Raw genomic sequence first — 13963 nt, 5'->3', positions numbered from 1 at the left:
TATCTGGAAAGGGGAAGCCTATGGAAGCCAACAAAGCCGCGTTTACTTCCACGGACGAATACATCGCGCTGTTTCCACCGGCGGTTCAGGAGCTTCTGCAAACCTTGCGCAGCGTCATCAAGCAAGCAGCCCCAGAAGCCAAGGAGAAGATCAGCTATCAGATGCCGACCTTTGACCTTCACGGCAATCTGGTGCATTTTGCCGCCTATGAGCACCATATCGGCTTCTATCCAGCGCCGAGCGGGATCGCGGCTTATCAGGACGAATTATCCGCCTACAAAGGAGCCAAGGGCTCGGTTCAGTTCCCCCTCGACCAGCCGCTTCCCTACGAGCTGATCGCCAGGATTGTCCAGTTCCGGGTTCAGGAGAATACGGAAAAAGCCGCCGCAGCCAAGGTGAAAAAGAAGAAGTAGACAAGCTCCTCTCACCTGCTATTCAACCCTTTCGTGGGTTTGCATTCACGCCCTGGTACGTACACAACCCTCGCTTCACGAGAAATCAAAATAAGAGGATGGAGGCTCTCTCAACAGTTAGCTGAGAGAGCCTCCATCCTTGCACCATGCGCCTCCTCTTGCCAAAACCCTTCGAGAGGAGGCTTTTCTCTATTCCTTACTCTCCTGCCGAAGGTCGTATAAATCCGGTATTCTCAAGGCCCTAAATCCGTCGATATCGTTTTCCTCTACCCCATACTTCATCGCGTCCTGTCGATTATAGAAAGTGGACACTTCCCAATAAGGAAAGAATCGCATATACTATATATGAACACATGCTCATATATTAATATGTAATGAAAGGGAGGCCTCTTCATGGATCGTTATCAAATCATCGGTCTCATTGCCTTTCTGCTTTTTTACGGAAGCTACTTGGTCAAACAGCTCCTTCAGCGCCGACAAGGAATTGCCACTGACCGACTGGGCAGAGGAACGAAGCCCAAGCGGACCTCCATCACCGAAGTCGTCCTGAAAGCGACTACCTTCACCACAACAGTCGTACAGCTCGTCAGCCTGTTCGCCGCTCGTCCAGAGAGCCTGCTGCTTCCCTCGCAACCGATCCGTTCCATCGGCCTCGGTCTCGCGTTTGTCGGAGTCGCGGTGTTTGTCACCGCCATGGCCACGATGAAAACGAGCTGGCGCGCCGGCATTGATGCGTCCCAGCAAACCCGGCTCATTCGCCGCGGTATCTACCGGTTCACCCGCAATCCGGCCTTTGTCGGCTTCGATCTGTTCTATCTTGGCTTCGCTCTCGCTTTCTGCAACTCGTTCACGCTGATTTTCCTGGCCCTGTGCATCACCATGCTGCACCTTCAGATATTGGAGGAAGAGAAGTTCCTCCCTACTGTATTCGGCCAAGAGTATACGGATTATCGACAATCCACCGCACGGTATTTCTGGTTTCTGTGACGTTGATCCTCGTGAAGGCCAGCGGAGTGATTCTGGATCGGTTGCTGGAGCCCGTCAGCCTGTTCAATCGAACAGGGCCCAAAATCGCCCAATCCTCAAGCAGCTCGAATCTTAGCCCGGCTCACATACCAATAGGGAACCGCCAGAAAAACAGAGCCCCCGATCATGTTACCCAGCGTCACCCAAGCCATGTTTTGCACGACCGCTGACAAGGTAATCGTCTCCGAATGAGGCAGCAGGAGAGCGATCGCATAGAGCCCCATGTTCGCGATGGAGTGCTCCAGCCCTGGAGTCGCGAAAGCAAACACACAATAGATGAGCATGAGCAGTTGAGCCGTTTCCTCCTTCATTCTATAAAAGAGCCAAACCGCCAGACAGACGACGAAATTACATAGGATTCCCTTAAGCAGCAGATCATTCGCAGAGGAGGTTAGCTTGCTCTCCACCGTCTCCAGGAGGAAATAACCGGTGCGACCGACCGGTGCGTGGCTTTCCACATAGAGGAAGGCCAGGAGTACCGAGCCCGCCAAATTGCCCATGTAGCAGACCAGAAGCAGATACAAGGTTCTCCTCCATTTCATTGCTTTCGTGAGAAGCCCGACGGTCATAATAAAGCAATTGCCCGTGAACAACTCTCCCCCCGCAAAATGCATGAGTCCAAGGGAGATGGGAAAGGTCAGCCCGACCGCGATTTTGCCGTATAATTTGCCTTCCACGTCGATGATGCCAGCCGTAGAGCAGGAGAGGGCAAGACCGACGATTACGAAAAATCCAGACATCATGGACAGCACAAAAAACTTCCCCGGATTGTTGCAAAAAAACTCGCCTTTCTCCTTCGCCGAAAGGGCAACCCGCTTGACTTCATCGTTGTACTTGGTCAGTGGTCACACTTCCCCGTCCTTAAGATAAGCCTTAGTGTGTACGAAGCAGGAGCAGGGAATACCGAAAGTTTCCAAATGAAAAACCGCCTCCAAAAAGAGGCGGTTTGTAAGAGGAATTACACCAAAAGATCCACGTATTGACCCTTTTCCTTACTCTTTGACGATGGAGGAGCATCCGAGTTCTGCAATGCCTCCTCCTGCAAAGCTTCGGGAGCTTCTCCGCTCGCCAGCTTAACGCTTTCGGAAGGGATCGCCTCTTCCTCCCCCTTCTCCACGCGCCCGCCGTCTTTCGGGTCCGATTCACGGGTCTCTTTTACTTTCTTGTTGATCTTGGAGATGCTTCCGGACAGGTCCATCATCACATCATCGATTCGGCTGTTCAGCTCCCCGAGCTTATCCACCTTTTTCGAAGACAAGACTCCTCTTCCCTGATCCGCTTTGATCTCGGTACTGAGAACACGCGCCTGGCCTTCCATGTTCGTCTTCACGGCGTTCGTGGATTTCATCTGCTGCATCGTCGTGCTGATACTGACAGCACTGTGCATGGAAGCGAGAGACTCCTCGCGAGCTTGCTCTTCTTCGGTCTTCGTCTGGATCGGCTCCCGACTTTTAGAAGCTTCCGCCACCTTCTGCCGCTGCTCCTCAAGAATCTCCGCTTTTCTCTGCATGAGCTGTTTGTTCAAGCTTTGAAGCTGCTCTTGCAGCTCCTTCTTGCGAGCGTCCTTCGCTTCCTTGGACATCTCTTTGTTCGCCGACAGGCTTTGAAGCTTCTGCTGTGTATCCGTGATCTGGCTCTGGATAGCCTTCAGCTGGTTGTCCTGATTCGCGCTCCCTGCATGGACGCTCTGCGCAGAAAAGGATGCTCCTGCTTGTATTCTCACGATCCATCTCTCCTCTAGCCTTGCATTCTTTCACATCTTCCTATCTTTTATATCGGACAAAATATGGAAAACTTAACCTTAATTTCGGAAGGAGATGGAGGACCATCTTGGAGATTCCTAAACTGAAACTAAGCAAATTTACGCGTTCGGTATGTATTTCTTTATTTTACGAACCCACATCTTCATCATCATTTTTTGCGGCAGTACTTTTGCCATCACATGTGTGCCTTTCACGTACAGGGTGCAGACCGACATGTCTTTTCCTCTCTTGGCATCTCTCAGCGCTGTGATTGCGACCCTATCCGGTGTTACGAGGCCGGGGAATTTGATTCTTTTGCCGTCATATTCTTTCAGTAGCATATCGGTATCTACCCAACTTGGGCAGACAGCGGTCGAGGTTATTCCGGTTCCCTTCAATTCAACGTTTAATGATCGGGAGTAGCTTCTTTCGAAAGCTTTTGTAGCCGCATACAAATTCAGATAGGGCAAGGGCTGAAAGGAAGACGCTGACGATAGGTTGAGAATTCGGCTTCCCCTTCTCATATAGGGAATACACAACGAACAGAGAACAGCAAGCGCACTGCAGTTGATCCTGATGGTATTCTCTACTTCTTCAATTGAAAAATCTTGATACGAAGCCATCCTTGCGATCCCCGCATTGTTAATTAAATAAGCGATGACGGGTTTGTGCTTTTCCAGCATTTCTCCCAAGGAATGCAGTTCGGTTGAATTCATCAAGTCTTTCGAAATCGTGACGATTTTATCTCCGAATTCATTCTTCAGAGCGGTTAGCTTTTCTTGGTTTCTAGCAATTGCCCAAATTTCATCTACCTCTTCTTGAAGCATGAGCTTCGTGAATTCTTTTCCGATGCCGCCACTGGCTCCTGTTACGATTGCAATCCTCTTATCCATACTCGATCCCCCTGTCATTTCAATACCGTTCGTTCCAAATCTTCCGCACTGATCATTTCATACTTTATCGTAAACAGCTTCTTAAGAGCGTAAAGATACACAACTCCCCAATAATAGTCTGCAAGCTTCAACGGATTGCCCGAGACTACACTGCCTTCCTTCTGTCCCTGCTCGATGATCTTAGCCATGTAGGTATAGAGCTCCGATTGATAGGTGGTTCCAGCCGAATAGTCTTCATCCTGTTCTAAAAGCATCTGGGTATTTAAAGCGATCGTTCCGGCAAAACGATCATCCTTCTCCAACTGAAGCAATACGTCTTTCGTCAGCTTATGTATTTTCCGTTTGGCTGGGATCGGAAGGCTCGCGAGAACCTTTACTTGCTTGATATCCTTTTCTCGGTTGATCATCTTATGGATTTCTTGGAACAGCTCTTCCTTCGATTGAAAATAGACATAGATCGTCCCTTGACCAATACCAATATGCTTGGCCAAGTCGCTCATCTTCGTTCCGGAGAAGCCATTTTTCGAAAAATAGAGCATCGATTCGTGCAGGATTTTGTTGCGCATGCTTGCTCTGATTTCCTCACATCTTTCTGGCGATTTCGGCATAACGCACTCCTTATGAATGAATATTTGTTCATTGAAAACAGTAAGGAAGTTGTTGGAAAATGTCAAGAAAATCTTGTTCGCTCGATAATCTATCGGAAAAAGCGAAGAAGCCCACAGCCCGCCTTATCCCTATGGGAATAAGTAGGCAGTGAGCTTTCCCGAGTATTCTATGCCTGCCCGACTTGTGAGAGCTGCGTGTACCGGTTTGCCGGAATCGGCACTCCGAGATTACCGCGCAGTGTGTCGCTCTCGTACTCCGTACGGAACAGGCCTCGTTCCTGCAGGATTGGCACCACCTGCTCGATGAAATCCTCCAGCCCGTTCGGTACGGACGAGCCGATCATGAAGCCGTCGGCCGCTCCGCGCTCGAACCATTCCTGCACGCGGTCCGCCACCTGCTCCGGCGTGCCGATGAATGTCGGCCTCGGCGTCGCCACGGAGAGGGCGACCTGTCGAAGAGTCAAGCCTAGTGCTTTGGCGTCGGCTTTGATTTTGTCCGTCCCGCTCTGGAAGCTGTTCCGACCGAGATCGCCCAATTCCGGGAACGGCGCGTCCAGTTCATATTTGGAGAAATCATGATGCTCGAAGAAGCGACCCAGATAGAGCAGCGCGTCTTCTGCGGACACCAGCTCAAGTACTTCTTGATACTTGCGTTCGGCCTCCTCCGGTGTGCGGCCGATGACAGGCCCGATGCCCGGGAAGATTAAGACATGGTCCGGGTTTCGCCCGAATGCTGCTGCTCGGCGCTTCACGTCCTGGTAATACTGGATCGCATCCTCGATCGTATCCTGACCGGTGAAGACCGCATCGGCTTCTTTCGCGGCATAGTCCTTGCCGACCTCCGAGGCTCCCGCCTGGAAGATAACCGGATGGCCCTGCTTCGATCTCGCGACGTTGAGCGGTCCCTTCACGGAGAAGAATTCGCCCACGTGATCGAGTGAATGCAGCTTGGACCGGTCGAAGAAGACCCCGGACGCTTTGTCGCGCACAAACGCGTCATCCTCCCAGGAATCCCACAATCCGCGCACCACCTCCAGAAATTCCTTGGCAATCCGGTAACGCTTGCTGTGGTCGGGATGATCCTTTTTGCCGAAGTTAAGCGCCGTGCCCTCAAGCGGAGAGGTGACGATGTTCCAGCCCGCGCGGCCGCCGCTGATGGTATCGAGCGAGCCGAATTGCCGCGCGACGGTAAATGGCTCACTGTAGGAAGTGGACAAGGTACCCACCAGACCGATCCGCTCGCTCGCAGCGGCAAGCGCGCTCAGGATGGTGATCGGCTCGAACCGATTCAGAAAATGCGGGATCGATTTCTCATTGATATAGAGTCCGTCCGCAACAAAGGCCAGATCAAACTTCGCCGTTTCCGCCTTCTCGACCCAGCGTTTATAGACACCGAGGTTCACGCTGGCGTCCGACGGAATATCCGGGTGTCTCCAGAGAGAGGTGCTGCTGCCGACGCCGTGCAGCATCGCGCCCAGCTTTAGTTGTCTGCGTCCTGCCATAAGTGATTCCCCCTTTACGCCGGCTCGGTGCCGGCTGCTGTCAAGCGATTACGGTACGACTGTTTGATACGATTTATTTGAGCCAAGTGGATGTGGACATGCTTCGTAAATCCAGCAATGATGTCGCGGACTCGCACAGTCTCGCCTTTGAAATTGATGCCGCTCTTGTTCAGTTCGGCTTCGCTCAGTCGGCCAAAGAGCAGGCTGTTATAGACAAGAAGCGCCTGGAATACGTGCAGAGCATCCGTGACGCTGCTCTCATTCGCTCGCTGTCCGGCTACCCACTTGTCTTGGTTGAACGCAGGAAGCTGAGCCGTCGTATCCGCCAAAATGTCGCGAATCCGAAACGAGACGGCGATGCTGTGATCGGCCAGATGGGCGAGCACCTCGGTGACGCTCCATTTAACGGGGCTCTCCTTCCACGTCAGCTCTTCCTCGCTCAACCCAGCAACCGCCTCCACCAGCAAGTGATGCGTGTCCCGATAGGCTTGAATGTCGATGTCGCTCATCTCGTCTTCCTCCTGACTGTTATAGATGCTAAGGCCTTTACTTATTGTTCTTCTGCAGGTTATTTCGCTCCGAAATCAAGCTATCCGCCATTTTGTATCTACTTCTTGTTAAATCCCCATCTCATAAAATGGGGCTCTGGGTCACAAACATGCTTTACCCTTCCGCCACAGCCTCCAGCGCGCGCTCCGCAAGGGCAGCGAAGTAATCCGCCGCTAGCGGTAGCGCACGCTCATCCACATCGAATGCCGGATGGTGCCACTCCTCGGGTCCCGAGGTGCCGAAGAAGACGAACAAACCCGGTATCTGCTTCTGGTAAACGGCAAAATCCTCGCCAGCAAGCGATGGAACCGGAACCACCGGGGCAATCCCAAGCTGATCCGCCACTTCCCAAGCCAGCTCTGCCAGCGCATCATCATTGACGACCGAAGGCGGTCCCTGAATCCAGCGAACGCTCGCGCTTGTCCCGAATGCGGCGGCTACGCTGACGCACACCTGCTCGAAGCGCTCCAGCACGCGCGCGCGAACTACTTCATCAAACGTGCGAATCGTCCCCTCCAGCACCGCAGATTCCGGGATGACGTTCCACACGGTTCCGCTGTTCAGCTTGGTGACACTGACGACGGCTCCGTCGAGCGCGCTGACATTGCGGCTGACAATGGACTGTACCGCCGTGACGATGTGGGCGGCGGCTACAATCGGGTCTAGCGAGGACTCCGGAACCGCGGCATGCGAGCCTTTTCCCTTTACCTCAACCTTGAACCCATCGGCCGCCGCCATGAGCGGCCCGCCTTTGATGCCGATAGTGCCGACCGGCAGATCCGGCTTGTTGTGCAGGCCGAACACGGCGCTGACCCCTTCCAGTGCGCCGCTGTCTATGACCTGACGTGCGCCGAACGCCTTCTCCTCCGCTGGTTGAAACAAGAAGCGAACCGTTCCTTGCAGCTCGTCCTCGCGCTCCTTCAACAGGAAGGCCGCTCCGAGCATCGCGGCGGTGTGAAAGTCATGACCGCAGGCATGCATCTTGCCGGGAACGGACGAGGCAAACGGCAGGCCCGTCTCCTCCTGCACGGGAAGGGCGTCGATATCTGCCCGCAGCGCGATGACTGGCCCGGGCCGCTTGCCTCCAAGCTCCGCGACGACTCCCGTTCGCAGCGGGTAGGAAGCGATGGCGATGCCCGATTCCTCCAGCCAGCGCTTGATTCGCTTCGTCGTCTCGTATTCTTCATTGGACAGCTCCGGATAGCGATGCAGCTCCCGCCGAATCCGGGTCAGACGGTCCGCCAGCCCGTCAGCCGTCCTATCGCTGCTCCCCTTTCTCGCTTCGTTCCCAATCCGAACGTTATCTTTTTCCTTGCTCATTTCCCCATCTCCCTGGAATCACCTTTTGGCCTCTATAAAGCCTTCGTTACTCAGGCTTCCAGACCTTCTCTCTCAAGCCTTCACTTCCGCAAAAGCTTCGCTTAACAGCTCGTAGGAGAGAATCCGCTTCTCGAACGGAGTGATATTCGTGGTGATGATGAATTCGCTGACTCCCGTTGCCTCCTGCAAAGCGAGCAGCTTGCGACGTACCGTCTCTTTGGAGCCAGCGGTGACCAGCGGAGCCTTCTCTTCGATCGTGTACGGCTCACCCGCTTGCTTAGCAAACTCCTCCGCCTGCTCCACACTGGCCAGAGTGAGTGTCTTGCCGCTCTCCAGGCGAACCTTTACCAGCCTGTAGGGCGGAATCAAGCTCTCCGCTTCTTCATCCGTATCCGCCACGATCGCCGACAGCGCGAGAATGACCTCCGGTCTCGCACCCTCCGCTCCCTGGAATGTCTCGCGGTATTGGCGGACCGCTGCGATCGCCTCCTCCTCGTCTCCACCGATAAACAGGGAGAACACATAGGGGAGACCGAGGCTGGCCGCCAGCTCGCTGCTCGAAGCGCTTGCGCCGAGCAGGTACAGCTCGGGGGAGATCGGCGGGATCGGCGTCGCTTTGAGCCCTGCCAGTGGTCCCTCCGCGTCGGACTTCTGATTCACATAGCGGCGCAGCTCCACGAGCTTCTCCGTTAGTGATTGCGCCGAAGCGATCTCTTTTTGCAGCGCCTGCGTGCTGCGGGGCAGCCCGCCGGGAGCGCGGCCGACGCCGAGGTCGACTCTGCCCGGCGCCAGAGAGGAGAGCACGTGGAAGGTCTCCGCCACCTTATACGGGCTGTAGTGCTGCAGCATGACTCCGCCGGAGCCGACGCGGATGCGCGAGGTTTTGGCTAGTAGGTGCGAGATGAGAACCTCCGGCGCCGAACCAGCGAGAAGCTCGGAATCGTGATGCTCCGCCACCCAATAGCGGTGATACCCGAGCTCTTCCGCTCTTTTGGCGAGGGCGACGGTATGGGCCAGTGCCTCCACGGCCGTTTCCCCCGGATAGAGCGGGCTTTGATCCAATATGCTGAACGTGATGGACATCGCGGTCGCCTCCTAGATGGAATAGCTCAATTCGGGTGTAATGCGCTTCAAAAACTGCTTCGTCCGTTCTTCCTTCGGGTGGGTGAACAGCTCGGAGGGCTTCCCCTCCTCGACGACGACTCCGCCGTCCATAAAGACGACATGGCTGGCGACATCCTGCGCGAAGCCAATCTCATGGGTGACAATGATCATCGTGATGCCTTCTCTTGCAATCTTGCGGATGACCGCCAGCACCTCGCCAACCAACTCGGGGTCGAGGGCAGAGGTCGGCTCATCCAGCAAAAGGACCTCCGGCTCCATGGCAAGCGCCCGTGCGATGCCGACACGCTGCTGCTGCCCGCCCGAGAGCTGGCTCGGATAAGCGTCCAGCTTGAAGCCGAGGCCGACCTTTTCCAACAGCTCGACTCCACGCTTGAGCGCTTCCTCCTTGCTGATCCTCCTGACCACAACCAGACCCTCGATCACATTTTCCAGCGCCGTCTTGTGGGCAAACAGGTTGTACTGCTGGAAGACCATAGCCGAGCGCTGCCTCAGCTCGTGAATCTCCTTCTTGCCAGGCCGTTTGGCATCGAAGGCGAAGTCCCCGATACGAATCTCTCCTTCTCCAGGCTTCTCCAGGTAGTTGATGCAGCGAAGCAGCGTCGTCTTGCCCGAGCCGCTCGGTCCAAGAATTGCGACCACCTCGCCCTTCGCTACCTCCAGATCGATCCCCTTCAATACCTCGTGCTTGCCGAAGGTTTTGTGAATGCCGGTCAGCTTGATCATGCGACGCCCCCCTTGCTGTAGACGTGAATTTTGCGTTCGATGAGTCCGGTGATGCGCTCGATCAGGATCGTCAATCCCCAGAAGATGAGCGCAGCCGCCAAGTAAGCCTCGAAGAACTTCCAGTTGGTGGCGGCCACGATCTGGGCCTTCGCGTTCAGATCGACCACGGAGACGGTAAACGCAAGCGTCGAGCCATGCAAAAGCCCAATGACCGAGTTAGACAGATTGGGAAGGCTCGCAGCCAACGCCTGTGGGAACACAATCCGCCTCAGCGCCTGCGGAGTGGTCATGCCGATCGACCAAGCCGCCTCGATCTGCCCCCGATCAACGGCCTGCAGACCCGAGCGGACAACCTCGGACAGGTAGGCTCCCGCCGTGATCGAGAATGAGAGATACGCGAAGGCAATCATCGGGATTTTCGCGGAATTCCAACCGAGTCCGAGCTCCACAGATAGCCCGTCTACGAGCATCGGCAAGCCGAAATAGATGAGCAGCAGGTGGGTCAGCATCGGCGTTCCCCGAATGAACGTCACGTAGCCGGTCGAGATCTGAGACAGAACAGGAACACGGTACAGGCGAAACAGGGCCGTTGCCGTTCCGATGAGAAAGCCGCATAGAACCGATACCCCGGTAATGGCGAGCGTTGTCGGAACAGCGGACAAAAGCTGCACGAACGCCGTCCAGATAAAAGTCGGGTCCAGCTTCATACCCAAGCGCCTCCTTTGGAGCCTGCTGCCGCTTCACGGGTCAAGCGACCGAGCGAAGCGTGCTTGCTTCTGAGGAGCCCACCCCGGCGGTTCGCCGTCTCCCGCTGCTTGTGCCGTTGAAGCCTCCGCTCCACGAGGAGCAGAATCCGCTCCAGCATCGCACAGATGACGAGATAGATGAGAGCCAGCGCGAGATAGGTTTCGAGGAAATGCTGCGTCAACGTGCCGAGAGTTTGCGCCTTGCCCGTCATCTCCATAACACCGAGGGTGAACGCGAGCGATGTGTCTTTTAGCATCGCGAGCACCAGATTGGAGAAGACCGGAACGGCAATCGCGAGCGCTTGCGGCAGCACGATTCGAACGAAGGCTTGGTAACCGGTCATCCCGAGCGAGTAAGCCGCCTCGACTTGACCGCGGTCGACCGCCATAACCGCCGCCCGGATATTTTCCGAGAGGTAAGCACCGGCGTTCAGACCAAAGGTCAGCATGACAAAATACAGGGCTGGGAGTCTGGACACATCAATCGAGATCAGCTTCAGAATCTCCGGCAATCCGTAATAGAACAGGAACAGTTGAATCAGCACCGGCGTGCCCCGGAAGAAGGAGACAAAGACCATCGATAACTGTCCCAGCACCGGAATTTTGTACAGACGGGGTAAAGCCACCAGGAACCCGACTACAAGCCCCAGGACGAGAGCCCCTGCCACGATCAGCAGCGTGAGATTCAAGGTTTGCAGCAGCTTGGGGATAAACTCGAACACATACGAGATATCGAAGCCGTACTCCATCTTGCGGTCACCCCTTCCTTGCGAAAATCCATCTCGATAAGCGCTCTAGTTGGTGCTGTCCTGCGTAAAGTCATCGCCCAGCCATTCCTTGCTCAGCTTGCTGAGCGTGCCGTCCGCCTTAATGGCCTTGATCGCGCCATCGATGGCGTCCGCCAGCTTCTGCGAATCCGCATCGTCCTTGCGGAAGACGAATAGAATATCTGCCTCGGACAGGCTGTCGCCCGCCGTCTTCAGCTTGCCCTGCGGGTCGATCAGGGAAAGTGTGAAATCCGCCGCCAAGGTAGCATCGACACGTCCGCTCGTAATCTGGCTGACCACATCGTTCGCCGTCCCGCTCTGGTAGACGACCTCGATCTTCTTGTCATGGTCCTTGTTGTAATTCTCCAGAATTTGCGCCTGGGCGCTCGTTGCGCTGGTCAGAACCTTCTTGCCGGCCAGATCGTCCAGCGACTGGATCGCGTTGTTGTCCTTCGCGACGACGATCTTGTTTCTCCAGTGCGCATACGGCTCCTTGTTGAACAGGTACTTCTGTTCACGCTCCGGATTCTTCTCCATCTCGTGAGCGACAAAATCGATCTTCTTCGTCTCCAGGCTGAGCAGCAGGTTGGAGAAATCCATCGTCTGGAGCTCGAATTCGTATTCGGGGAGGCGCTTGTCGATCTCCCGAACGAGCTCCACGTCGTAGCCGGTCAGCTTCCCGCTCTCATCGAGAAATGCGACCTTCGGGAATCCGGTCCCGGTTCCGACGATAATCTTCTTGACCTCGCCAGAGCCGTCGGCTGCAGAAGCCGCCGGACTATTCGTATCTCCCCCAGTGCTGCTGCCGGAAGTCGAGCTGCAGCCCGCCGTCACCAGAGCCAAAACCAGCAGTGTCGAAGAAATCCAGGTTTTCTTGTTCATTGTCAGTTCCTCCATATCTCGATCAAATCGGGGTTCACCACTTTGCGAAGCAGGTGCATCGGCCCTTCCCCGGTGCCGGCATCGAAGGAATAGATGCTCTCATAGCCCCTTCGTTCGTACATGGGGAGCAGCCAGGGGTGGTTTTCCGCTGTTCCGAGCGTAACTGCTGGAGCCCCGACCTGGTCGCGAATGATCGCGGTCTCGACCCAGGCCAGCAGCTTGTCGCCATAGCCCTTGCCTTGCTCCGTCGGGTCTACGGCAAACCATTTGATGAACGGCAGATCGGTGACGGCCTTCACTTCCTCTTCCTTGGATAGAGTGATCGTTGCCACAATCCGTCCGTCTGCTTCCAGCACATAGCATTCGTTCTTCTCCACGTTCTCCCGGACTTGGGTCACGTCGGCATTCGCCGCTGGCCAATTGAGCTTCAATTCGCGAATCAGCACGTATGCTTCGTGAATAACAGCCTGCAGGTGTTCGGCGTCTTCCCTTTTTGCTCGGCGGAATTGTTCACTCATCGATCTGCACCCCTTTTCTCTAATAATACAATTCATATCTGTTAACTCAGATTTTATTCGTTATTACTGTAACATTTATCACATTATTTCTCTAATAGACTTTCTCTATCGATCCATCGAATCTCTCTACCATACACGTCAGGGAGCGCGGATTCCCGTCAATCCCGCAGGCTGTCCTTCCACTGAAGCAGCGCCTCGATATATTCGGTGTTCTCCCCCGTCAGCGCGATCACGCAGGTCTGCAAGGTAATGCCTGCGGTTTCTTCGATCTCGATCGGCACCAGCTCCCCCCGCTCAACCTCCTCCCGTGCGCACAGACCAGGCAGAAAGGAGATGCCCGCCTGGCGCAGCACGAGCTTCTTCGCCGTCTCGCTGTTGTCCGCGTGAAACTTGATCTGAGGCGGGTACTCCAAATTCTCAAATACCCGATGCAGACGCATCCAATCGAGCGAACCGCATTCGAAGAAAACCAGCGTCTCATGCCGAAGGTCTCGGATCGACGCCTTGCCTACTGTCGCAAAGGGGTGATCCCGGTACACATACAGCCGGATGGGGTCCTCATAAAAAGGATAAGCCTGCACGGATGGATGAGTGAGCCGCCGGACGAACGCGATGTCGATCTCCCGCTCTAGGAGCCGCTTGACCAACTCATCGGAGGCAGCCGTCGTCTGCTTGAAGGTCAGCTCCGGGTAGTGCTGCACGAGCTGCGGCAGCAAATCGGCAAGCAGATAGTTCGAAACCGACAGCGTACTCCCAATGCGCAGTTCGTCAGACCGCGCCCTTTGATCCTGCAAGCGGAGCTTGCCTTTCTGCATCGTCTGCAAAATCTGCTGTGCAAAGGGAAGAAACCGCTTCCCCTTATCCGTCAGCTCGATTTGTTTGCCCAGTCGGTCGAACAACCGGCAATCCAGCTCCCGCTCCAGCGTCTGGATGCGCGCCGTCACCGACGGCTGCGAGAGGAACAGCACCTCCGCCGCTTTGTTGAAGCTGCCGTAGTGATGGATGTAGACGAACGCTTCCAGATTCTCAATGTTCATGCCGCTTCCGACCTCCTTGCGGATTGAGGATGGACTTCCTCCGCCCCCTATAGAAAAACCGCCCTGAAGCTTCCTGCTTCGGACGTTTCGTTTCTCCCCGACCATCGGGGCT

16 protein-coding genes are annotated in these 13963 nt (G+C 55.3%); 2 read left to right on the top strand and 14 right to left on the bottom strand.

Translation table 11 applies throughout. The annotated features are described in order from the left end of the window. The first annotated feature begins 20 nt into the window (after positions 1-20). Positions 21-413 carry an iron chaperone gene (locus tag BN2684_RS14650; protein ID WP_058302915.1) on the top strand — a complete coding sequence of 131 codons (393 nt, stop codon included), beginning with the start codon at positions 21-23 and terminating at the stop codon, positions 411-413. Between the two features lie 393 nt (positions 414-806). Then, complete coding sequence (locus BN2684_RS14645) at positions 807-1400, top strand: methyltransferase family protein (RefSeq protein ID WP_058302914.1); 594 nt, start codon at positions 807-809, stop codon at positions 1398-1400. Between the two features lie 95 nt (positions 1401-1495). On the opposite strand, the gene BN2684_RS14640 is transcribed toward BN2684_RS14645, so the two are convergent. The 14 genes from BN2684_RS14640 to BN2684_RS14575 all read right to left on the bottom strand — a co-directional run bounded on the left by BN2684_RS14640 (position 1496) and on the right by BN2684_RS14575 (position 13851). Then, entirely contained in the window at positions 1496-2281 is a 786-nt protein-coding gene (locus BN2684_RS14640; protein ID WP_262360940.1) for a formate/nitrite transporter family protein, read from the bottom strand. Between the two features lie 116 nt (positions 2282-2397). Beyond that, positions 2398-3162, bottom strand: coding sequence for a FlxA-like family protein (locus BN2684_RS14635; RefSeq protein WP_058302912.1), 765 nt, complete (start codon positions 3160-3162; stop codon positions 2398-2400). 138 nt (positions 3163-3300) lie between these two features. Beyond that, entirely contained in the window at positions 3301-4074 is a 774-nt protein-coding gene (locus tag BN2684_RS14630; protein WP_058302911.1) for an SDR family NAD(P)-dependent oxidoreductase, read from the bottom strand. Between the two features lie 14 nt (positions 4075-4088). Beyond that, entirely contained in the window at positions 4089-4640 is a 552-nt protein-coding gene (locus BN2684_RS14625) for a TetR/AcrR family transcriptional regulator (RefSeq protein WP_199825321.1), read from the bottom strand. 209 nt (positions 4641-4849) lie between these two features. Next, entirely contained in the window at positions 4850-6184 is a 1335-nt protein-coding gene (locus BN2684_RS14620; protein ID WP_058302909.1) for an LLM class flavin-dependent oxidoreductase, read from the bottom strand. A 14-nt stretch (positions 6185-6198) separates the two neighbouring features. Next, positions 6199-6693 (bottom strand): DinB family protein, encoded by a 495-nt coding sequence (locus BN2684_RS14615; RefSeq protein ID WP_058302908.1) that lies wholly within the window; start codon positions 6691-6693, stop codon positions 6199-6201. Between the two features lie 154 nt (positions 6694-6847). Beyond that, a complete protein-coding gene (locus tag BN2684_RS14610) occupies positions 6848-8053 on the bottom strand; it encodes an amidohydrolase (RefSeq protein WP_082651983.1) in 1206 nt (401 codons plus the stop codon). A gap of 72 nt (positions 8054-8125) precedes the next feature. Next, positions 8126-9136: an LLM class flavin-dependent oxidoreductase gene (locus BN2684_RS14605; protein ID WP_058302907.1), complete on the bottom strand. Its 1011-nt coding sequence runs from the start codon at positions 9134-9136 to the stop codon at positions 8126-8128. 12 nt (positions 9137-9148) lie between these two features. Next, on the bottom strand, positions 9149-9901 hold the full coding sequence (locus tag BN2684_RS14600) for an amino acid ABC transporter ATP-binding protein (protein ID WP_058302906.1): 753 nt from the start codon (positions 9899-9901) through the stop codon (positions 9149-9151). After that, entirely contained in the window at positions 9898-10608 is a 711-nt protein-coding gene (locus BN2684_RS14595; RefSeq protein ID WP_058302905.1) for an amino acid ABC transporter permease, read from the bottom strand. Before BN2684_RS14595 ends, BN2684_RS14600 begins: the two co-directional genes overlap by 4 nt. Beyond that, complete coding sequence (locus BN2684_RS14590; RefSeq protein ID WP_058302904.1) at positions 10605-11396, bottom strand: amino acid ABC transporter permease; 792 nt, start codon at positions 11394-11396, stop codon at positions 10605-10607. The genes BN2684_RS14595 and BN2684_RS14590 overlap by 4 nt, the downstream gene beginning before the upstream one ends. A 45-nt stretch (positions 11397-11441) precedes the next feature. Further along, entirely contained in the window at positions 11442-12296 is an 855-nt protein-coding gene (locus tag BN2684_RS14585; RefSeq protein ID WP_058302903.1) for a transporter substrate-binding domain-containing protein, read from the bottom strand. Between the two features lie 2 nt (positions 12297-12298). Continuing rightward, on the bottom strand, positions 12299-12814 hold the full coding sequence (locus BN2684_RS14580) for a GNAT family N-acetyltransferase (protein ID WP_058302902.1): 516 nt from the start codon (positions 12812-12814) through the stop codon (positions 12299-12301). 158 nt (positions 12815-12972) lie between these two features. Further along, on the bottom strand, positions 12973-13851 hold the full coding sequence (locus BN2684_RS14575) for a LysR family transcriptional regulator (RefSeq protein ID WP_058302901.1): 879 nt from the start codon (positions 13849-13851) through the stop codon (positions 12973-12975). Positions 13852-13963 lie beyond the last annotated feature (112 nt).

This window comes from Gorillibacterium timonense (assembly GCF_001457415.1).
Classification (GTDB): Bacteria; Bacillota; Bacilli; order Paenibacillales; family NBRC-103111; genus Gorillibacterium; species Gorillibacterium timonense.
This window is presented reverse-complemented; position numbering and strand designations above follow the sequence as displayed.